This window comes from Hymenobacter algoricola, assembly GCF_039539525.1.
Taxonomy (GTDB): domain Bacteria; phylum Bacteroidota; class Bacteroidia; order Cytophagales; family Hymenobacteraceae; genus Hymenobacter; species Hymenobacter algoricola.
This window is the reverse complement of record NZ_BAABDH010000038.1, coordinates 73,620-94,269: the sequence shown is the minus strand read 5'-3', so window position 1 is coordinate 94,269 and position 20,650 is coordinate 73,620. Positions and strand designations below refer to the sequence as shown.

The 20,650-nt window shown below is 63.2% G+C and carries 13 protein-coding genes and 2 tRNA genes; 3 read left to right on the top strand and 12 right to left on the bottom strand.

What is annotated here, in order from left to right:
- Positions 1-15 precede the first annotated feature (15 nt).
- The 5 genes from ABD842_RS10790 to ABD842_RS10770 form a co-directional block, all read right to left on the bottom strand.
- Positions 16-1,515, bottom strand: coding sequence for a RagB/SusD family nutrient uptake outer membrane protein (locus tag ABD842_RS10790; protein ID WP_345113346.1), 1,500 nt, complete (start codon positions 1,513-1,515; stop codon positions 16-18).
- 67 nt (positions 1,516-1,582) lie between these two features.
- Complete coding sequence (locus ABD842_RS10785) at positions 1,583-4,681, bottom strand: SusC/RagA family TonB-linked outer membrane protein (RefSeq protein ID WP_345113344.1); 3,099 nt, start codon at positions 4,679-4,681, stop codon at positions 1,583-1,585.
- A 72-nt stretch (positions 4,682-4,753) separates the two neighbouring features.
- On the bottom strand, positions 4,754-7,243 hold the full coding sequence (locus ABD842_RS10780) for a beta-glucosidase (RefSeq protein WP_345113342.1): 2,490 nt from the start codon (positions 7,241-7,243) through the stop codon (positions 4,754-4,756).
- A 286-nt stretch (positions 7,244-7,529) separates the two neighbouring features.
- Positions 7,530-9,560: a 7TM diverse intracellular signaling domain-containing protein gene (locus ABD842_RS10775; RefSeq protein WP_345113341.1), complete on the bottom strand. Its 2,031-nt coding sequence runs from the start codon at positions 9,558-9,560 to the stop codon at positions 7,530-7,532.
- A gap of 88 nt (positions 9,561-9,648) precedes the next feature.
- The gene (locus ABD842_RS10770) at positions 9,649-11,526 is read right to left on the bottom strand and encodes a cellulase family glycosylhydrolase (protein WP_345113339.1); all 1,878 of its coding nucleotides are present in this window, start codon (positions 11,524-11,526) and stop codon (positions 9,649-9,651) included.
- 501 nt (positions 11,527-12,027) lie between these two features.
- On the opposite strand from ABD842_RS10770, the gene ABD842_RS10765 reads away from it, so the two are divergent.
- Positions 12,028-12,321 (top strand): hypothetical protein, encoded by a 294-nt coding sequence (locus ABD842_RS10765; protein ID WP_345113337.1) that lies wholly within the window; start codon positions 12,028-12,030, stop codon positions 12,319-12,321.
- A gap of 225 nt (positions 12,322-12,546) precedes the next feature.
- Here ABD842_RS10765 and ABD842_RS10760 read toward each other — a convergent pair.
- From ABD842_RS10760 to mltG, 5 genes are all read right to left on the bottom strand, one after another.
- A tRNA-Ser gene (locus ABD842_RS10760) sits at positions 12,547-12,631 on the bottom strand.
- 59 nt (positions 12,632-12,690) lie between these two features.
- Positions 12,691-12,777: transfer RNA gene (locus ABD842_RS10755), tRNA-Ser, on the bottom strand.
- Positions 12,778-12,918: 141 nt separating this feature from the next.
- The gene (locus ABD842_RS10750) at positions 12,919-13,869 is read right to left on the bottom strand and encodes a YihY/virulence factor BrkB family protein (RefSeq protein WP_345113335.1); all 951 of its coding nucleotides are present in this window, start codon (positions 13,867-13,869) and stop codon (positions 12,919-12,921) included.
- 116 nt (positions 13,870-13,985) lie between these two features.
- Positions 13,986-14,486, bottom strand: a complete 501-nt coding sequence (locus ABD842_RS10745) for an acyl-CoA thioesterase (RefSeq protein WP_345113333.1) — start codon at positions 14,484-14,486, stop codon at positions 13,986-13,988.
- Positions 14,487-14,576: 90 nt separating this feature from the next.
- A complete protein-coding gene (mltG, locus tag ABD842_RS10740) occupies positions 14,577-15,653 on the bottom strand; it encodes an endolytic transglycosylase MltG (protein WP_345113331.1) in 1,077 nt (358 codons plus the stop codon).
- 323 nt (positions 15,654-15,976) lie between these two features.
- Between mltG and ABD842_RS10735 the strand changes: the two genes are divergently transcribed.
- On the top strand, positions 15,977-17,821 hold the full coding sequence (locus ABD842_RS10735; protein WP_345113329.1) for a T9SS type A sorting domain-containing protein: 1,845 nt from the start codon (positions 15,977-15,979) through the stop codon (positions 17,819-17,821).
- Positions 17,822-18,009: 188 nt separating this feature from the next.
- Positions 18,010-18,642, top strand: a complete 633-nt coding sequence (locus ABD842_RS10730) for an L-threonylcarbamoyladenylate synthase (protein WP_345113328.1) — start codon at positions 18,010-18,012, stop codon at positions 18,640-18,642.
- Between the two features lie 173 nt (positions 18,643-18,815).
- Here ABD842_RS10730 and ABD842_RS10725 read toward each other — a convergent pair whose 3' ends face one another.
- Together ABD842_RS10725 and ABD842_RS10720 are read right to left on the bottom strand one after the other, a co-directional pair.
- Complete coding sequence (locus tag ABD842_RS10725) at positions 18,816-19,721, bottom strand: lysophospholipid acyltransferase family protein (RefSeq protein ID WP_345113325.1); 906 nt, start codon at positions 19,719-19,721, stop codon at positions 18,816-18,818.
- On the bottom strand, positions 19,718-20,599 hold the full coding sequence (locus ABD842_RS10720; protein ID WP_345113323.1) for a hypothetical protein: 882 nt from the start codon (positions 20,597-20,599) through the stop codon (positions 19,718-19,720). The genes ABD842_RS10725 and ABD842_RS10720 overlap by 4 nt, the downstream gene beginning before the upstream one ends.
- Positions 20,600-20,650 lie beyond the last annotated feature (51 nt).

The window sequence follows — 20,650 nt, the reverse complement described above, 5'->3', positions numbered from 1 at the left end:
TAGCGGGGAAGACGGTTAGTAGCCGGTGTTCTGTTCAATCTTGGGGTTGATGTCGCGCTCCGACTGCGGCAGGGGCAGCACCTCGTTGAAGGGCTGGATGTTCTTGCCCGCCGCCCGCATGGTTGCCACCAGCTTCTTGGTGCGCTTCAGATCAAACCACCGGTCATCTTCGAAGGCCAGCTCGTAGCGCCGCTCGCGCAGCACGGCCGCGGCGAAGTCGGCGGTGTTGGCGGCGGTCAGGTCGCGGGGCGAAGCCACGTTCAGCGGCAGCCCGAAGGCCCGGCGGCGCACCTTGTTCAGGTTGTCAAAGCCCTCCGGGCTGTTGCCCACCGCTTCGGCCAGAATCAGGTGCATCTCGGCCAGGCGCAGCACCGGAATGTTCAGCTCCGAGTCGTGGCAGCAGTTGTTGGCGCGGCCCACAAACCACTTGCGCACGTTCAGGCCATTGGGCGAGCCGGGCAACGAGCCAGGCTGCTCGGTACCGGCCGTGGTGCCGGCCGGATACGCGTCGCCGGGCTGCCAGATGGTGGCGGGGCGGCGCCGGTCGCCGGCTTCGTAGCCCTGGGCAAACTCCCGGGTCGGCACGTTGAAGCCGTAGCCGTTGTTGGGCGTCAGGCCCTGCCCGCGCGGGGCAAAGAACTCATTGCCCTTGAAGCCCACGCCGTTGTCGTTCCAGGTCGTCACGCTCGACTTGAACTGCACCTCGAAGATGGACTCCTGCCCGTTCTCGTTGGCGACCTTGAAGTTGTCGGCGTAGTCGGGCCAGAGGCTGTACTTGTTGGAGCTGATAACGGCGCGGGCGGCGGTAGCGGCGGCCGACATATTGCCCCGGGTAAGGTGTACCTTGGCCAGCAGGCCGGTGGCGGCCCACTTGGTGGCCCGGCCCAGGTTGTCGCTCGAAGACGTCTCCTCCAGGTTAGCGGCCGCGTCGGTGAGATCCTGCACAATCCGCTCGTACACCTCGTCTTCCGAGCTGCGCGCCAGCAGACCTTCGGCGGCCGATTTGGCGGGCTTCACAATCAGGGGCACCGGGCCGTACACCCGCACCAGGTGGAAGTAGTAGAGCGCCCGCAGAAACTGCGCCTCGCCCAGGCAGCGCTTGCGGATGGTCTCCGTCATGTCGGTAATGGCCGGCACGCGCTCCAGCACGATGTTGGCCCGGCCGATGCCCACGTAGCAGGCCGTCCAGTGCGCCGAAATAAGCGGATTGGTGGGCTGAATGGTGTAGTTGTCGAGCTGGGTGTACTCGGCCCCGTCGCCGCCGCCGCCGCCGCCGGTTTCGGAGTTGTCGGCCATCACGTCGCCGAAGCCCCAGAGCGCGCCGTTGTAGAGGCCCTGCTGGGTGAGCACGCCGTACACCGCATTGGTGGCCTGAATGGCGTCCGTCTCGGTTTTATAGAAAGTTTCTTCCGTGAGCCGGTCGCGGGGCGACTGGTCCAGGAAGGAGTCGCCGCAGCTGCTGAGCAGTAAGCTCACGAGCAGCGCGGCGCCGGCAATACGTTTGGTCTGTAGCATGGCAAGAAGAGGTCTGGGGGAAGGCTACCCGTCGCGGGCAAAGACACCCGCCGCGGGCGGCCGATACTTAAAAGCTCAGGTTGAGGCCGGCCAGGAAGGTGCGCGCCTGCGGGTAGGTGCCGCGGTCCACAGCGTTGCCGCCCACTTCGGGGTCGAAGCCCGAGTAGCGGGTCAGCGTGAGCAGGTTCTGGGCGCTGACGTACACCCGCACCTGCTGCCCGCCCACGTAGCTGATCAGGCCCTTGGGCAGCGCGTAGCCCAGCGTCAGCGTTTTGATGCGCATGTAGGAGCCGTCTTCTACGTAGTAGCTGCTCACCCGCAGGTTGTTGTTCGGGTCGCCGGTAATGGCGCGGGGCACGACGTTGCTGGTGCCCGGACCGGTCCAGCGGTCCAGCACGGCCGTGGTCGAGTTGCCGTTGCCGTTCAGGCCGCCCTCGGTGTAGAAGCGGTTCAGGTTGTACACGTCGTTGCCCTGGGAGCCCTGCAGAAACAGGTACAGGTCGAAGCCTTTCCACGCCACGCTGTTGATCAGGCCGTAGGTGAAGTCCGGGTTGGGGTTGCCGATCTGGGTCCGGTCCCGGTCGTTGATGAGGCCGTCGTCGTTGAGGTCCTTGAAGCGGATGTCGCCGGGGGCCGCGCCGTTCTGGGTGGCGTGGCTTTTCACCTCCTCACTGGTCTGAAAGATGCCGTCGGCCACGTAGCCGCGGAAGTAGCCGAAGGAATAGCCCCGGTCGTAGCGCACCACCGAGCCGCTGCGGTAAGTGGCCCCATCAAACGGCAGGCCCGCCCCGAGGGAAGTCAGCCGGTTTTTGTAGGTCGAAAAGTTGAGCGTGGTGGTCCAGGTGAAGTCGCCCTTGGCAATGTTGCGCGTGGTCAGGGCCAGGTCGAGGCCGCGGTTGTAAGCCGAAGCCGCGTTGGTCGGCGGGGCCTCGTAGGTGCCGGTCACGGCCGAGGGCGGCACCGACGCAATCAGGTTCGGCGACCTGCGGTTGTACACGTCGAGGCTGGCTTCCACGCGGTTGCCCCACAGGCCTAGGTCCACGCCCACGTTCAGCTGCTGATTTTTTTCCCAGATCAGCAGGTAGTTGGGCAGACCCGTCGGCGCCGCGCCGTTGTTTACCGTGCCGCCGCTGCCGCCAAAGGGATAGATAATGCCGGTGTTGATGGTGGGCAGGGAGGCAAACTGGCCGGCGTTGGCCGGGTTGCCCACCACGCCATAGCCGGCGCGCAGCTTCAGGTTGCTGACCAGGCTGTTATCCTGCAAGAAGGCTTCCTCCGAAAGGCGCCAGCCGGCCGACACCCCGGGAAAAAATCCAAACCGCTCCCCGCGCGCAAAGGCCGAGGAGCCGTCGTAGCGGACCGTGGCGGCCAGCAGGTACTTGCCGGCGTACTCGTAGTTCAGGCGGCCGAAGTAGCTGGCCAGCGAGGTTTCGCTGCTCGTACCGTAGTTGTAGCGCTGCTCGTTGATCGGGCCCGCATCCAGCTCCTGCAGGTCGGACCGCACGTAGCCGGCGCGGCCGCCGCCCGTGCTGTAGTAGTTGAACTGCTGCCCCGACTGCCCCAGCAGCACCGTTAGCTGGTGCTTGTCGGCAATGAGACGGTCGTAGGTGGCCGTGTTTTCAATCAGAAAGCTGGGATTGTAGGCCGAGCCGGCCGTGGCCGAGCGCAGGGCGTACTTGGGAATATTGGTCAGGCCGGGCCGGAAAAAGCGGCTGTAGTCGAAAATCAGGTCCACGCCCACGCTGCTGCGGATGCGCAGCCCCTTCAGCGGCTCCAGCTCGGCGTAGAACGTGTTCAGCACCCGGTTGCGGGTAAATTTCTTATTGTCCAGCAGGGCCTCAATCAGCGGGTTGGGCTCGGTGAAGTTGTCGGCCACCGGGTCGGGCATGTTCCACTGCCCGTCGGAAGTGTAGGGCTGCACCGTGGGCGGCATCTGCAGGGCCAGCGTCACGATGCCGTTGAACTCGTCGGTGGTGTTCACCTGCCGGTCGTTCAGGTTCGTGAGCGAGAGGCTGTTGCCGATGCGGAAGTACTTGTTTACGTCGATGTCGCCGTTGGCCCGCAGCGTGAAACGCTCGAAGCGGGAGCCTATCACCGTGCCATCCTGCTGGTAGTAGCTGCCCGACACGGCGTAGCGGGCCTTTTCGCTGCCGCCCGAAGCCGTCAGCGAGTAGTTCTGCATGGCGGCGCGGCGGAAGATCTGGTCCTGCCAGTTGACGCCTTCGCCCAGGGCCGCCGGGTTCTGCAGCTTGGGGGTGATGGGCAGGCCGGCGGCAATGCGGCCCTCGTTGTTGATGACGGCGTACTCCTGGGCGTTGAGCATGTCCAGCTTGCGCCACACCTGCTGCACGCCGCGGTACGCGTCCACCGTGATGCTGCTTTTGCCGGCCTTGCCCCGCTTGGTGGTGATGATAACCACGCCGTTGGCGGCGCGCACCCCGTAAATGGCCGTGGCCGAGGCATCCTTGAGCACGTCAATCGTCTCAATGTCGTTCGGGCTGATGGTGTTCAGCTGGTTTTCGTCGCCGGAGGGCAGCGGGAAACCGTCGACAACGTAGAGCGGGGCATTGTAGCCCGACGACGTGACGCCGCGCACCCGCACCGAAGTGCCGCCCGCGCCACCGGGCGCCCCGGAGTTCTGGGTCACCGTGACGCCGGCGGCGCGGCCCTGGAGTGCCTGCGTGGGGTCGGAAATGGGCTGCTGGCGGATTTCCTGGCCCGACACCGACGATACGGCCCCGGTCACGCTGGTCCGCTCCTGGGTGCCGTAGCCCACCACCACTACTTCGCTCAGCGCCTTGAGGTCCTCGTCCAGGCTGATGGTAATCGGGCCGCTGCTTACGGGCACTTCCCGCTTCACGTAGCCCACGTAGCTGAACACCAGGGTGCTGTTCTCCGGGACGCTCAGCGCAAACGTGCCGTCGGCATTGGTCGAGGTGCCGATGGTGGTGCCTTTCACCAGCACCGTCACGCCGGGCAGCGGGTCGCCGTTGCTTTGCGTCACGCGGCCCGACACGGGCACGTCGGCCCTGAAGTGCCGACCCATCGTGACGGGCGAACCAGCCGCGCCGGCGGCCACGGCGGGCGTGGCCAGCGCGGGCAGCCCGCAGGCCGCTACCAGCAACGAGCGCCGGATAAGACAATGTGCGTAGTTGTTTGAGACCATACGGGTAGGAATTGGAAGTGTGGGGAGCAAGTGAGCAGAACCTGAGCCGGGCCACCAGGCGGCCCCCAGGCCTCAGGGGCGGGAGCCGGAGCCACCCTGACGCTCCGCGCCGGGGGTGGCCGCCGTAGGACCAGCGTAGCGGAAGCGCCGTACCTGGTCGCCGACGCGCAGGGTGAAGTAGCCATCCTCCAGCTGGGCCTGGCCCTGGGCATTGGGATAGGTCAGGTGCTGACGGGGCTGGATTTCAAAAGCCATTTCGCGACTTTCGCCGGGCTTGAAGTCGCGCTTCTCAAAGTGCTTGAGCAGGCGCACGGGGCGCGTGATGCGGCCCACCTCATCGGTCAGAAACCAGAGCACGGCTTCCTTGCCGGCGCGGCGGCTGGTGTTGGTTACCTGCACCGTGGCGCGCACCGTGCCGCTGCCGCTCAGCACCGAGTCGCTGAGCTGCAGGCTGCTGTAGCGAAAGGTGCTGTAGCTCAGGCCCTCGCCAAAATCGGTCAGCATGGCGCTTTTGTACTTGGGGCCGCGGTTTTCGAAGCCGGCGCCGAAGTCGCTCAGCTCCAGGGAGTTTTCGTTGTTGTCGTGGTGGTAGTTGGAAATGTGGCCGGCAAACTGCGGGTAGGTGAAGGGCAGCTTACCGCTCGGGTTCACCTTGCCGCTGATAATCTCGGCAATGGCCTGGCCGCCGCCGAAGCCCGGCAGGCCACCCCACAGGATACTCGGCGACTTGGCGGCCACGCCCCGGATAATGCTGGGCCGCCCGCCAATCACGACCAGTACCGTGGGCTTGCCGCTGGCCTGGGCGGCCCGCACCAGCAGCAGCTGGTCTTCGGGCAGCGTCAGGTCGCTGGTGTTGCCGAGGCCTTCGGTGTAGGGCCGCTCGCCAATGGCCAGCACCACGGCATCGGCTTTGCGGGCCGCCGCCGCTACTGCCGGCAGCAACGACCTGCCGGCCGCATCCTGATACGGCATCGTTTCGACCTGGGCACCGGGATATTCCCGGCGCAGCGCCGCGTAGATGGTCAGCACCTCTTTGGGATACTCTGCTTCCTTGCGGCCCTGCCAGGCCAGCGTCCAGCCGCCGGCCAGGTTGGCCCGCGAGTCGGCCGAGGGCCCGACAACCAGCAGGCGCCTGATGTTGGCGGGCGCCAGGGGCAGCGTATTCTGCTCGTTTTTGAGCAGCACCACCGATTCGCGGGCCGCTTCCACCGTTTGCTGCTTCAGGGCCGGGTCGCCCACGCGGCTGAGGCGGTCGGTGCGGGGCATGGGGTTTTCAAACAGTCCCAGATCCACCTTCAGCTGCAGCACGCGCCCCGCCGAGAGGTTGATGCGCTCCTCACTCAGGCGCCCTTCCTGCACCAGCTCCTTCACGTAGCGGCAAAACGTGGTAGTGTAGGGCGTCATGGCCATGTCCACGCCGGCATCGATGGCCATAAACGTGGCCTCCTTCTCGTTGGCAGCCGTTTTCTGAATGCGCACCAGCCGGATAATATCCTCCCAGTCGGTAACGGCGACGCCTTTGAATCCCATCTGGGTGCGCAGCAGGTCGGTCAGAATGCGGCGGGAGGCGTGCACCGGCTCGCCGTTTACCTCGCCCGAGTTGATCATGATGGTTTTCAGCCCGGCATCCATCGCCGCCTGGAACGAGGGCCGAAAGAATTCCTGCAGGCGCTGGTCCGAAATCATGGCGTTGGTCCGGTCCCAGCCGTTGCGCGGGTCGGAGTAGCCGATGAAGTGCTTACCGCAGGCAGCTACCTTGTAAGGTGCTATTTCCTTGTTTTCCTGAATTTCCCGCACGAAGGCCGTCCCCATCACGGAGGCTACCAGCGGGTCCTCGCCGTAGGTTTCGTAAAGCCGGGGCCAGTAGGCATTCACGCCCAGGTCCAGCACCGGGGCAAAAATCCAGTGGTGACCCAGGTCGGCCGACTCCAGCACCGTGGCCCGGGCCGTCTGGCGGGCAAACTCCGGGTTGAACGTGGCGCCCAGATTCAGATTATGGGGGAAAATAGCCGTGCCGGCCACGTAGCTGGCCCCGTGCATGTGGTCGATGCCGTAGATGATGGGGATGTGCAGGCGCGACTCGCGCAGGGCAATGCGCTGCAGGGCCGCCGAGTACTTCACCCACTGGGTGGCTGGCACGGCCTCCCCGTTCAGGAAGGAGCCAACGTGGTAGTCGCGGATCAGCGGGACCAGCTTGGCCGAATCCAGCGTTACGTCGCGCTGCACGCCGGTCGTGTTGATGACCGTGTTCGTGAGCTGGGTCATCTGCCCGATCTTCTCCTCCAACGTCATCTGGGCCAGCAGCGCGGCTACCCGCTCACTCACCACAGCCGGCGGAGCAGCGCTGCTGACCGCAGGCGACGTAGTAGGAGTGGACGCTGCCCCCGGGGCCGACGGCGAAGCCAGGGTGGTGACGGCTGGGCGCTGACAGCTGCCCGCAAGACAAAGCGCGGCCCCCAAAGCAAAGGTGCGCGCCACCCGGCGGGCCTGAGCGGCAGTACTCAATACGGAGGCTCCGGCTGCGCTGATCAGCGCAGGTTGGGCAGGACGGGAAGTAGTCATTGGGACAAGGGGGAATGCCCAAATATATCAGTCCTTGTTCGGGAAATGCAAGAGCAAAAACCCCTCAAACAGCTCCTAAATGCCGTTTTGCCGTCTACTACACATTCCGCTTATACACTTACCACACACGTTCTGGACGGTAGTTTGTGGCTGCCAAGCCCAGTAGCGCCCTTTCCCGGCTGAGTTGCACTTACGGCTAAAAAACAATGAAAAAAGGGGCCTTTTTGCCCGTTTATTTTAAAATATTTTTATACAATCAGTAGATTCTCTATCGGGTAGCCGATTTTTATCCGGAATGCTCGGCCTGGGCCACTGGCTGTGATTCTTCCACGGCGCCGTGGGCATCGAGCAGCACGTGGGTCCAGCCTTCGTTTTCGTCGTACTCGGCCGCTTGACGGCGCCGGCGCATAGCCTCCAACACCTTCTGGCTGAAGCTCCAGCACGTGCCCTGCCGTAGCTCCAGCACCCGGGAAAGCTCCTGCGAGGAGTAGTTGCCCTTGTGGGTGTAAATCAGGAAGACGGCGTAAAAGGCCTTGATGATCGAAAACTTGCATTTCTGCAGCATGGTGTAGGCCGTGGCCGACTCCACGTAGCGGCACTTGGTGCAGCGGCGGGCGTGGGCTTCGCGGGCGTCGCAGTACTTCTCGTGGCCGCACTTACGGCAGCGGTATCCCTGGGCCCATTTCAGATCGGCGAGGTAGCTCAGGCAGGAATCTTTGTTGGGGTAGATCTGGCTGAACTCGCCGAAGTCCACTTCCTTGGACAACACCCGGGCGGTCTGGGACTGCTGCAGGTCGCGCTGCAGGTCGGTATTCAGCTTTTCGATGGCCGCCGACTGCAGCGCCAGCAGCCCGTTGGCCTGCAGCAGCTCGCGGTTTTGCACCACTATGGTTTCGCTCTGCTGGCGCAGCTCTTCCGTGCGGCGGGCTACCTGTTCTTCCAGCTCGGTGTTCAGCTGGTCTTTCAGCTCCTGATTCTGGTGCAGCTGCTCGACCAGCCGGTCCTGAACGAGATGCTTTTTGCGCAGCTGCTTCACCAGGCGCTCCTGGGCCCGCAGCGTAGCGTCCTTGATGGTCTTGATCTTTTCGCCCAGTGCATACGAGAACACGACTACCTCAATGACGAAGGCCATGTTCATACTGTATACCGTGAAGGCGTTGTTGAAAAAGTCGACGCCCAGCTTTCGGGTAATCAGAAACAGCAGGCTCACCGCTACCAGCCCCTGCGCCAGCAGGAAGAAGCGGGCGGGCCGGAATCCTTGCCGGTACACGAGGAAAGCCGCGAAGTACAGCATGCCGTAAGGCAGCAGGTAAAGCCAGAAGCTGAAGCCGGACTTCACGAAAACGGTGTCCAGCAACAGCAGCCCGGCACTGAGCAGCACCACGGCCCGCACCCAGGGGTCGAGGCGCGGCAGCCGCTGGGGCGCATCCAGAAAATGACGGGCGTAATAGCTGAAGGTGAGCAGCAGCAGAATGGGAGCCCCGGCATTCACCACCTGGTTCAGCCAGGGCAGCGCCGGCCAGATGTACTCGAAGCCCAGCCCGTCTTCCGACAAGAACAGCAAGCTGCAGCTCAGCACATACACGACGTAGCGCAGGTAGGTCTGCTCACCGATGAAGAGGAAGATCAGCAGGTTGTAAACCACCATGATCAGCAGCACGCCGTAAAAACCGCCCAGCGTGCCGTACTCCGTCTGGAAGTGGGAGGCCAGCATGGTTTCGTTGCGCAGCTCGCTCAGAAAGCTTGTTTTGGAGTCCGACTTCAGCCGCAGGTAGTAGGTCTGGGTTTCGTTGGGGCGCTGGTAGAGGTTGAAGAGAAAGTTTTTGTAGGCGTAGGGCCGGCTGGCAAAGGGCAGGTCGGCGCCGGTGCGCACGCCGAAGTAGCGGCCCGTCGCGTTGGCGCGGAAAAACGTGAGGTCATTGATGTGGGAATCGAACATCTCCAGGTACCAGTGGTGCTCGTCGTCGTCGGGGCGCACAATGAGCCGCAGCCAATAGGCCGATTCCGTGTTGTCGATGTTGCCGGCCGGCTTCCCTCCCGAGGTTACCTCTCCCGACTGAAACCGGCGGCTCCATTCGGGGCGGCGCACATCGGCAATGGTGAGCTGGCCGGACGGGTCCTCGAGCAGGCTGTACATGCAGGGACTAATGTAAAGCCGGCTGATGCCACTGTGGACGCGCAGGCTTTTATCGCACGACTGGGCCTGGCCGAGCGTAACAGTACCCAGCAGCAGCAGGCACAGCCAGAGGCTGCGCCGCCAGTGGGTAAAGGCGGGAAAATGCGCGGGGAATAACGGGGGGGTGGCAGGCCGCTTCATGTAGCTCCTAATGTAAGGAAACTAATGCGGGTTGCCGGCCGGGAGCCGCCGGGCCGGGCAAGCCGTGCATCAGCTGGTGGTTGAACACTTATTCACTGCCTTGCACCACGGCGGGGGCGGGACTGAACCGCAGCCAGCTTAGCTGTGCCCCGGGCTGCTCCACGTACACCTGCAGCGTGTGCGGCCCCGTTGGAATGGCCGTAGTAGTGGCAGAAACGGTGGTCCAGGTGGCCGGACTGTCGCCTTTACCAATCAGCAGAGTCCCAATCACCGCGCCGTCGAGCTTTACCAGCAGGCGGGCCGGCGTGGCCTGGTCATTGGCTACCCGGGCCTGCACGGTATACCGACCAGCCTGCTGCACCTGCACCGTGTAGTTGAGCCACTCGCCCACGGCCATGCTGCCCAGGGCAAATCCGCGGCTGGGCGCCTGGTCGTCGACGGGAAAGATGTCGGCGCCGTCGTTGCGGCAGGCATTGCCGCTGTTGGTGGCCTTCTGGTTGCGGTAATCGGTTCTTTCGGCGTACTCATCCTGGTAAGCCGCGCCGTGGCGGCCCAGGTCGTAGTCGGTGGCGTGCACCAGGCCCGGCAGCGTCAGGGTGGCAAAAGGCTGGCGGCCGGCGGTGGGGGGCGCAAAAGCAGCCAGCACGTCGCGGTTGGGCAGGCATTCCGCAAACTGGCAGTTTTGCAGCAAGGCCGCCCGGCCCGCGGGCGTCAGGATGCTGCCGTAGGCCCGTACCCGCAGCAGGCTGGTGGCGCCTTCCACCCGTTTCAGCGTCCAATGGCACCAGCCGATGCCGGCCTGGTTCAGCCCCTGCACTGCCCCGGCAAACCACTCGTTGGAGTTTTCCCCCGTCTCCCCTACCCAGACCGGCACCTGCCACGTGTCGCGGAAGGCCACCAGGTTATGGATCAGGTTGATCTGGTTGGCATTAGGGTCGGCAGCGCCGGGGCCGTTGGAGCACCAGTAGCGGTGCGCGTTGTACACCAGGTTGGTCCGGTCCGCAATCCGGAGCTTGTCCGGGGTCAGGCTGGTGTATTCGTTGCCGTAGCCATTGCCTTCCAGCAGCAACAGGTGCGGATCGTTCCGGGCCCGCACGGCGTTGATGAGCCGACTATATAAAGCGTTGATTTCCCGGTTATCATCGGACAGCCCGTTCGCGGAGTTCACCTTGTGGGGCTCGTTGAGAAAGTCGTACATAGCAACGCGGGAGTCGCGGCGGTAGCGGGCGGCCAGCTGCTCCCACAGCCGCACGGTGATATCCTGATAAATCAGCCGCCCCCGGGCGTCCCGGCGCTTCCACAGGTCCAGCGGCACAAGGTTGTCGTTGATGTTGCGGTCCGGGCCCTGGCCGCCCGGGGCAGCGTGCAGGTCCAGAATCACGTACATATTTTTGGCCGCGCACCAGCTGAGCACGTCATCAATCAGCCGGAAGCCTTCCAGATTTTTGGCGTCGGTAAAGAGCTGGTCCTGGTCGTACCACCGGGCCAGGTCCTGCACGTAGGCCTCTACGTGGCGGGGGCTCTGGCCGGCCCGGGTGCGGGCCCGGCGCTGCTCCCGGGTCAGAAACAGGTCGTAGTGCAACGGCAGCCGGACGCAGTTGAAGCCCTGGGCGGCCAGGAAGTCGATATCGGCTTTGGTGATAAAACGGGCGCGAAACTGCGCGTAGAATTCCTCCAGCTCCGGCTCCGACATTGTGCGCAGCAGCGCCCGGCGGATGCGGGCCTGCGAATCCAGCGTGTCGGTTTTGAGAATGTAGCTCTCCTGCAGCAGCCAGCCCCCGACGTTAAAGCCGCGCAGCACGACTTCCTGCCCCGTAGCATCGAGGATTTTGCTGCCCTGCGCGTGCAGCATACTCAATCCTTGCCCGGCAGCCGGGCAGCCAGCCAGCAGCAGCAGTCCGAGCAACGCTTGGAGCAGCCACCGCATCCGCACCCCGTTTTCTGGCTGACTCCCGGTGTTCTGCATGTAGGTCGGCTTGGTTGGGCCCGGTGACAGGCTAACTAGTGGAAAGGCGCAACGACTGCCGCCCTCTTGATCGGTGGGGTTTCCGGCTGAGTGGGCGTTTGAGAGCCACTGCCCGGGCCAGTGGCCAGGGAACCCGGCAGAGTCGCGGCTGGCTCGCCAGTTCCGTTTGCTTAGCCCGGCCTGTTCTCATCGGCAAGGCACCCCAACCGCGTTTGCGGAGTGAGCCAATCCCGACTGGGCTTGGTGGGTGCCGAAATCCCGACGGCCGCCCCTGGCAGCAGGACGGGCGCGGCCTACTGAACAGCCAAATATATTGTTATCCAGCCGCCAAAAACAAGCCTTGGCTTATTGCCAGGCACCCACCAAAACCCAGTCTATGGCTGTTAATCATCGTTTTTATACGCTTACGGCACACGTCTTTCTGCCCTGTTATGCCCCCGGCAGCTAAGGGCAGCAGCCGAGCGCGGCCGTTAAAAAACAACCCATAAACCAGGCAGACATTTGACTTTTCTGCCGGCACTCCCAGGCGGAGGGGCAGCCGATGCCCGCAGCTTTGCCCAGGGTACGCCCGAGCGGCAGGCCACTCAGCGCAGCCAGCGCCTGACCCAGGAGCTGGGTCTGAGCGCCGACCAGACGGCCCGTATCCAGCAGATCATGCTGAGCCGGAACCAGGAAATGCAGGCCATGCGCAGCCAGACGCCCACCGCCGGCTCCCGGGAGCAGATGGAAGAGCAAATGAAGGCCAACCGGGCTAAGTACGAGGCCCGGTTCAGGGAAGTGCTGGCGGCTGATTAGTATGCCAAATACCCCCAGCTGGAAGCCAGCCGCAAGCAGCGCGGCGGTATGCGCCCCGGCGGGGAGAGCCCCGACAAGCTCAAAATCAAGGATGGCAAGGGGAAGGCCAAAGAAGGTGAGAAAGGCAAGCTCAAAGCCAAGACGACGGAGAGCCTGTAGTCTGGCGCTCAGCTTCTGAAAATAAAAAAGCCTCGTTTCCAACCTGGAAACGAGGCTTTTTTATTGTAGAGAGCGAGGGATTCGAACCCCCGGAGGTTTAACCCTCAACGGTTTTCAAGACCGCCGCAATCGACCACTCTGCCAGCTCTCTGACACGGCTCGCGTAAGGAGAAAAAACAAACTTCTTCCCGCGAAAGAAGAAGCCTGGAGTAGAGAGGGGGGGATTCGAACCCCCGATACCCTTGCAAGTATAACGGATTTCGAATCCGTCGCATTCGACCACTCTGCCACCTCTCTAAAAGGATAATTTGAGTGATTTAGGGACGGCAAAAGTAGCAGGGCTTTTCGCGCGGCGCAAGCCAGGGGCCGCAAATATTTCAACTTTCTGCCCCGGCCGGCACTGCCCCCACCGGTTTGGCGGCCGTTACAACTTCACGCTTACGCCCTTACCGACTTTTTCAGGCGCCCCGTCACGGCATCGATGCTCACGTTGACTTCGAAGCCCAGAATCAGGGTCATGCACACGAAGTCGAGCCAGACCATGAAGCCCACCAGCGCCCCGATGGAGCCGTAGAAAGTATTATACGAGTCGAAAATCTTGACGTACAGGATAAACAGAAAGGACACCAGGAAAATGAGCAGCGTGGCCACAATGGCGCCCGCCGACACAAAGGGCCACTTGTCGTGCACGGGCGGCACGTAGTAGTAAATCAGGCAGGTGGTGAGCAGGAAGAGCCCGACTACCGAGCCGTACTTCAGAATGCTGATGAGCTGAGCCGTGAGCGTCTCGGGCACGATTTCGTAGTACACCAGCGCATCGATGATGTAGGTGCCGAAAAAGATGCCGGCAATGGCAAACAGCAGCACCAACGACAGCACGATGGTGAGCACGGTGGCAATGACCCGCTTGCGCAGATACGTGCGGTGCTTAAACCACGGGTACTTCTTCTCAAACGCGTCGAGCAGGGCCATGATGCCGTTGGAGCTGAGCACCAGGGCCGTGCCGAAACCGAACGAGAGCAGCCCGCCGTGCGGGATGTTCACGATGTCCTCGATGGTGGAGGCCGTGGCCGCGTACAGCTCCTTGGGCATCAGGTCGCCCAGAAACTGCAGGATGTCCACATTCAGGTTGGGCACCGGAATGTAGGGAATCAGGGTAAAAAGGAAGATAATGGTCGGGAACAGCGCCACCGTCAGGTTGAACGACATGTAGCTGGCCCGCTTGGTGATGCTGTCGAGCTTGAGCTCCTGAATCATGCGGTCCACCACGTCGTAGACCGAAGCCCGGCCGCCGGCAAAGCGCAGCTGCTTGAGCCACACGATGAACTTGCGGTAGGAGCGGCGGCGGCGCACATCGGGCAGATGGTAGCGGCGAACGGGCAGATGCATGGTTTGGAGAAGTGGTAACGCGAAGCTGCACTTCGCGAAACGTTGAACGACAATCGGTGAATCGGCGCGCACGCCCCGCGAAGTGCAGCTTCGCGTTACCGCAGCCCCAGGCGTAGCTACTCGCTACCCTTGATAAACGCCGCCGGCGCCGGCGAGTCGCCGGCGGGCCGGGGCGCGGGAGGCGTGAGCGGGCTGGTGATTTCCTCCTCCGAAAAGTACGGGGCCAGCTTGGCCTGAATATCGACCGGAATGGGCACGGGGCGGCCGGTGGCGGTAGCCACGAATACCATCAGCGTGTGGCCCTCGGTGAGCAGTTCGTTGGCCTCGTTGTAGATTTCGTACTCGAACATCACCCGGGAGCCTTCGGCGGGCTGCCGGAGCAGCAGGCGCACGGTGAGCAGGTCGTCGTAGCGGGCGGGGCGGCGGAAGCGGGTGCGGATTTCACCCACCGGCATGCCTACGCCGTCGGCTTCGAGGTCTTTGTAGCGGATGCCCAGGTGGCGGAAGGCCTCGGTGCGGGCCACCTCAAAAAACGCGGCGTAGTTGCCATGATAGACGTAGCCCATCTGGTCGGTTTCGGCGTAGCGGACCCGGATCTGAGTGTCGTGGAGGTACATTGGTTTTTGGTTGGTAATTTTTGGTTTTTGGGCCGGTTGATTCGCTTTTGAAAGCCAAAAACGAAAAACCAATTACCAAAAACCAACCCCTTACTTCATAATCCCCGCCCGGCTCAGCGCGGCCTGGTAGCGGCGGGCGTTGACGAGGTGCTCCCGCTCATTACGGGCAAAGGCATGGTAGCCGCTGAAATCCTCCTTGGCGCAGAAGTACAGGTAGTCGTGCTTCTCGGGCTTCAGCACCGCGTCGATGCTGGCAATGCTGGGCAGGTTGATGGGGCCGGGCGGCAGGCCGGCGTACTTGTAGGTGTTGTAGGGCGAGTCCTTGGTCAGGTGCACGTTGAGCACGCGCTTGATGGTGAAGTCCTGGTTGGCAAACACCACCGTCGGGTCGGCCTGCAGCTTCATGCCGCGCCGCAGGCGGTTGAGGTACACGCCGGCCACGCGGGGCCGCTCGTCGGCGTGCTGCTGCTGCTCGGCCTCCACGATGCTGGCCAGCGTGCTGACCTGGGCGCGGCTCAGGTTCAGGGCTTTGGCCTGGGCGTCGCGGGCCGGCGTCCAGAACTTCTCGTACTCCTTTTTCATGCGCTGCATGAGGTTGTCGGCCGAGGAGTTCCAGTACAGCTCATAGGTGTTCGGGATGAACATGGTCATGATGTTCGTCGTGTCGAAGCCCAGGCTTTTGGTGTAAGCGGGGCTGCTGAGCAGGCTGTCGAACTGCCCGGGGCGGGTGTCGATGGCGGTGCTGAGCTTGCGGGCCAGCTCGTCGCGCAGGCGGATGTTCTGGAACGTGAGCTTGAGCGGCGACTGCCGGCCGGCGCGCAGATCGGTGATGAGCTGGCGGTTGGTATAGCCGTTTTTGAGCTCGTAGCGGCCGGGCTTCACCAGCTGGTTGTACTTCATGAGCTTGGCCACGAAGCGGAACGAGAGCCGGTCGACGATGACGTTGGTCGCGTCGATGGAGTCCATCACGGCCTTGTAGCTTTGGCCCTTGCGGATCAGCACGTAGGTCGGCTGGCCCTTGGTTTCGACGTTGGGCGTGAAGAAAACCTGGTAGAAATAGTAGGAGAAGCTCACGAACAGCACGCCTAAAATGGCCGTGACGGCAGCAAAGCGGTTGCGCCGGCGGACAGACTTGGCTTTGGCCTCGGGGCGGTACGGTTTCGACATTGACGGGGAAAGGAAAGAGGTAGCCAAATGATAACACACGCCCGCCGGTACGGGCCGGGCGCCGGCCGAAAAGTCCGGACCGGCTTCAAAAGTACGGGTTCTGCTTCTCTCCTGCTTTTTTCAGTTTCACCCCGCGCAACCTCCGGCTCCGAATCGGGTAAGCGCAGATAGCGGGCTCCCGATCCGGAGTTGGGCGGCAGTGGGGTTTGCTGTAGCTTTACACTTCCGGGGCCCGTGTAACAACCTCTTCGGGCGGCCCTTCCTTCGGTTGTGGCTGCTCCCCGGCCCTTTCCTTCTGCCTTTCACCAATTCCGTCTGAGTTCATGTCAAAATCTTACGCTACTTCCCTTCTGCGGCTTGCGCTGGCGCTGGGCCTGGGTACTGGTGCCACGGCCGCGCAGGCGCAGGCTCCGCTGAGCACCTATTCCTTCACGGGCGCCACGGGCGCGGAACCCACCTTCCCCGCCGACGGCCAGCCCACCAACGCCGCGTTCAGCGCCATGTCGCGCGGTACGGGCGTCACGGCTTCGGCCGGGGCCAACACCTTTGCCGCTACCGACTGGAGCATGACGGCCCTGGACGCGAATGACTACTTCAGCTTCTCGGTACAGCCCGCCGCGGGCTTCAAAGCCCGCCTCGACAGCCTCGTGCTGGATGAGCGGCGCTCCAACACCGGCATCATTACCTGGGCCGTGCGCTCCAGCCTCGACAACTTCGCGGCCAACATCATCACGGTGACCGTGCCCGACAACCCCGACACCCGCGTCAACAAGCGGATCGACCTGACTGCCCTGGCGCCGTTTGCCAACCTCACTACGCCGGTTGAGTTCCGCATCTACGGTTACTCTGCCGAATCTGCCGCCGGCAGCTGGCGCATCGACAACGTGCGCACCTACGGGCTGATCAGCGCCGTTTCGGGCGGCACCACGCCCACCGTAGCCTTCGGCGCGGCCGGCAGTACGGTGGTCGAAAACGCGGGTACCGTCACGGTACCCGTGACGCTGAGCAACACCAGCGCCCAGGCCATCAGCGTGGAAGTGGCCCTGGCTACGCCCGCCGGCACGGCCACGTCGCCCGCCGACTACACCTTCGCCACCAGCACCGTCACCTTCCCGGCCAACTCGACCACGACCCAGAACGTGACCGTGACCATTGCCGACGACGCCGTAGCTGAATCCGACGAGACGGTAATTCTGAAGCTGCAGAACGTTTCGCCGGCCGGCAGCGCAACGCTGGCTACGGGCACCTACACGCTCACCATTCAGGATAACGACACCCCGACCGGTCCCACGGTTTCGACCGTAGCCGCCGTGACGGTAAATGATGCGGCCGGCGTACCCACGCTGCTCGGCACCACGGTAACTGTGCGCGGCGCCATCTACGGCACCAACACCCGCACCGCCGGCTATCAGCTGTCGGTTATCGACCCCACCGGCGGCGTCGGCATCTTTGCTTCGGCCAACATCGGCACGCCGGCCATCGTGCTGACCGAGGGCGACTCGGTGCAGGTAACCGGCACCCTGGCCCAGTTCAACGGCCTGACTCAGATCACCCTGACCGGCATCACCCCGCTGGGTGTGGCCCGCCGCATTTACCAGCCCCGCCCCCTGACGGCAGCCCTGACCGAAAATGACGAGTCGGAGCTGGTGCGCACCGGCACTGTGACCAGCGTTGACCCGACGCAGTGGACGACGACTTCCACCGCTACGGGCTACAACGTGGACGTGCGCACGGCAGCCGGCACGCTCTACCAGCTGCGCATCAACCGCGGCACGACGGCCTACAACATGCCGGCTCCCGCTGGCACGTTTACCGCTACCGGCCTGGGCGGCCAGTTCGACAATACCACGCCTTTCACCGAAGGCTACCAGCTGGTGCTGCGCCGGGCCGGGGACATTTCCCTGGTAACGGCAGCTTCGGAGCCGGCCTTCGCCAAGGGCCTGAGCCTGTATCCTAACCCCACGACGGCCACGCTGAACCTGCGCGTGGGCACCGAGGGCCGGGGTGCTACCATCGAAATCATCAACATGCTGGGCCAGCGGGTGCAGCAGCTCGTGGCGTCGCAGGAAGAAGTAACCCTGAACGTGGCCAGCCTGCGCGCCGGAGTATACGCCGTCCGCTTCACGACCAAAGAGGGCACGGTAACCCGCTCCTTCGTGAAGCAGTAAGGAAAAGTTAGTTTTGCAAAAAAGCCCTGGCCCGCTGGCCAGGGCTTTTTTTTGCGCCATTAAATTTCCTCCCAACGTAACCCCACCGACAAAATCCGCGAATGAGTGGCAGTTATGTTGGCGGCGTGCTACCTTGCCCCGCTCCCTCCGCCCCTGCGCGGTGATGTCTCACTTTCTACTCAGCTCCTATGGCCGCCACGCTGCTTCGCATCCACCCCGACAACCCACCCCAGAATCGTATTCAGCAAGTAGTGGACGTGCTTCGCAAAGGCGGCATCATCATTTACCCGACCGATACGGTATACGGCATCGGGTGCGATATTCATAACGCCAAAGCCGTGGACCGGCTGTGCCGCATCAAGGGCCTGAACCCGGATAAGGCCAACCTGAGCTTTATCTGCTCCGACCTCTCCCACATTGCCGACTATGCCCACGGCATTACGACGCCCACCTACAAAGTCATCAAAAAGGCGTTACCCGGGCCCTTCACCTTCATTTTTGAGGCCAGCGCCAAAGCCCCGCGCCAGGGTGGCAACAAGCGCAAAACGGTGGGCATCCGGGTACCCGACAACACCATCATCATCCAGCTGGTCAAAGAGCTGGGCAACCCCATCTTCAGCACCTCGGTGCGCGAGGACGAAAACACGCTCGACGAGTACGTCACCGACCCCGACCTGATTTTCGAGAAATACCGCTCCCTGGTCGACTTGGTTATCGACGGCGGCTTCGGCAACAACGTCCCCAGCACTATCATCGACTGTACCAACGACGACTTTGAGCTCATCCGGCAGGGCGCCGGCGACATTGAGCAGTATCTGTAAAACCGGTCCTTGCCGGGCCGGCGCCAGCCGCAGGAGTCCGTCCTGAGCAACGCAGAAAATACCAGCCTCTAAAAAGCTCCATCGTATGCTTACGGCGGGGCTTTTTGCTTTACCAGGGCTCTTTACGGTTCAGCAGGCGAATTACTTCACCTACTTCCTCCCCAGGACTGCTCCTACGAAACGGCCGGCTGCCGCTTGTGCTTCCAGCGGCGGTGGGTCCAGAGGTAGTCGGTCGGAAATGCGTGGATGTCGCGCTCCAGCTGCCGCACGAAGGCGTCGGTTATGGCAAATTTACCGGGCTCCAGCGCTGAGTCGCCGTCGTAGAGCTCCGTCAGCACAATTTCGTAGTAGCCCCGGCGGCGGCGGCGGATGCTCACGTACACGACCGGGAAATGAAACTGGGCCGCCAGCCGGTCGGCGCTGGTGTAGAAGCCGGCTTCCTGGTGCATAAACATGGTCCAGTAGGGCTGGTCTTCGGGCCCCGCCGCCTGGTCCGACAGCAGGCTCACTACCCGCGGCTGCCCGCGGTAGCGCACCAGGTTGCGCAGCGTTTCACGCATCGGGATGAGGTGGGCCCCGGTGCGGGTGCGCAGCCGGTACATAAAATCCTCAAAAAATGGGTTCGACAGGGGCTTGTACACGCCGTGGGCACCGGCCGACAGCCACACGGCTCCTGAAGTCAGCACCCACTCCCAGTTGCCGGCGTGGGAGCTGAGGCCGAGGGCCGTGCGGCCCTGAGCGTACCACTTCTCCAGCACCTCGGGGTTTTTGAACAACACCCGCTGCTTCAGCTCGGCCGGCGTCATCACCGCCAGCTTCAGCGTTTCCACCATCACTTCGGCAAAGTGCAGGTAAAAGGCTTTAGCAATCTGCTGAATCTGGCCTTCCGACTTTTCCGGAAATGAGTGGCGCAGGTTTTCCAGCACCACGCGCCGCCGGTAGCCGATAACATAGAAAGTAAACAGGTAGATGCCGTCCGCCAGCAGGTACAGCACACGGAGCGGCAGCCGGGCCAGGCCCAGCAGCAGCCATTCCAGCGGGCGGTAATACCAGGGGTACTTTTTGAGGGTTGGGGTCATCGGGGCAGCGCCGCGCCGGCCGGGGCGTAGTTCGCCGGATTGCGGCGCAGGCGGGTTATCTGGCTCGAAAGTACTTTATTTTTCGCGTCGCGGGCCTCGACGGTTAGCGTATACTCCCCGGCCGGCAGCTTGCTGAGGTCCAAATCTCCCAGCACCGGCGTCCCCCGGCCGGCGGCTCCCGTTGCGGTAGCCGATGCCGTCAGCACGTCCTTGGGGCCCGCTACCGGCCGCACTTTGTACACCAGCTTCACGGCCTGCTCCACGCCCAGGTTATACAGCTCCGCGTAGAAAAACAGCCGGTCGGCACCGCGTGCGTACAGGCCGGCGGGAGCCCGCGTGAGGCTGAAATTGTTCCGAATAAAGGCACTCTGCTCCAGCGACTTGGCAGCCGGCCGCGCCAGCAGCACGAGGTCGCTGAAAACCGGTTTTTTCGTTTCCCAGTTGACCACCAGCGGCAGGTCTACCACTGTCACCCGGCCGGCGCGGTACTGGTCGCGCACCTGCCCGCGCAGCGTGTACCTGCCGTCGGGCACCAGCACGCGCTTCTGGAAGCTGACCGGGTTCTTCAGGCTGATACTCGTGTCGCTCAGGACTGGCGGCTTCAGCGTAATGGTTTCCTGGTACACGGCCGCACCATCCGCCCCAATCACCTCCAGCGTAAGCGTCGCGGCGGCCTGGTAAGTTTTGGGGGCCCGGCGCTTGTACGTCAGGGCCTGCCCCGGCACGGTGGCATAGATTTCCAGCACCCCGCCTTTCACCGCCAGGTCGTCGTTGCGGAACCGGGCTACATCGAGTACCAGCAGCGGGGGCAGTGCCGCTTGGGCCGCACCGGCGGCCAGAATCCACAACAGGGTGAGCAGATAAGCAAGTCGGCGCATAGTGTCAGTTTGGCGGAAGTTATTAACTGTCGACCTTCAGAAGCTGACGGA

What these genes read in the sequence shown, in the direction of transcription:
- ABD842_RS10750 (WP_345113335.1), bottom strand. Translation starts at nt 13,869, where the DNA reads ATGCATCTGCCCGTTCGCCGCTACCATCTGCCCGATGTGCGCCGCCGC.
- ABD842_RS10780 (WP_345113342.1), bottom strand. Translation starts at nt 7,243, where the DNA reads ATGACTACTTCCCGTCCTGCCCAACCTGCGCTGATCAGCGCAGCCGGA.
- ABD842_RS10775 (WP_345113341.1), bottom strand. Translation starts at nt 9,560, where the DNA reads ATGAAGCGGCCTGCCACCCCCCCGTTATTCCCCGCGCATTTTCCCGCC.
- ABD842_RS10745 (WP_345113333.1), bottom strand. Translation starts at nt 14,486, where the DNA reads ATGTACCTCCACGACACTCAGATCCGGGTCCGCTACGCCGAAACCGAC.
- ABD842_RS10790 (WP_345113346.1), bottom strand. Translation starts at nt 1,515, where the DNA reads ATGCTACAGACCAAACGTATTGCCGGCGCCGCGCTGCTCGTGAGCTTA.
- ABD842_RS10730 (WP_345113328.1), top strand. Translation starts at nt 18,010, where the DNA reads ATGGCCGCCACGCTGCTTCGCATCCACCCCGACAACCCACCCCAGAAT.
- ABD842_RS10735 (WP_345113329.1), top strand. Translation starts at nt 15,977, where the DNA reads ATGTCAAAATCTTACGCTACTTCCCTTCTGCGGCTTGCGCTGGCGCTG.
- mltG (WP_345113331.1), bottom strand. Translation starts at nt 15,653, where the DNA reads ATGTCGAAACCGTACCGCCCCGAGGCCAAAGCCAAGTCTGTCCGCCGG.
- ABD842_RS10770 (WP_345113339.1), bottom strand. Translation starts at nt 11,526, where the DNA reads ATGCAGAACACCGGGAGTCAGCCAGAAAACGGGGTGCGGATGCGGTGG.
- ABD842_RS10785 (WP_345113344.1), bottom strand. Translation starts at nt 4,681, where the DNA reads ATGGTCTCAAACAACTACGCACATTGTCTTATCCGGCGCTCGTTGCTG.
- ABD842_RS10725 (WP_345113325.1), bottom strand. Translation starts at nt 19,721, where the DNA reads ATGACCCCAACCCTCAAAAAGTACCCCTGGTATTACCGCCCGCTGGAA.
- ABD842_RS10720 (WP_345113323.1), bottom strand. Translation starts at nt 20,599, where the DNA reads ATGCGCCGACTTGCTTATCTGCTCACCCTGTTGTGGATTCTGGCCGCC.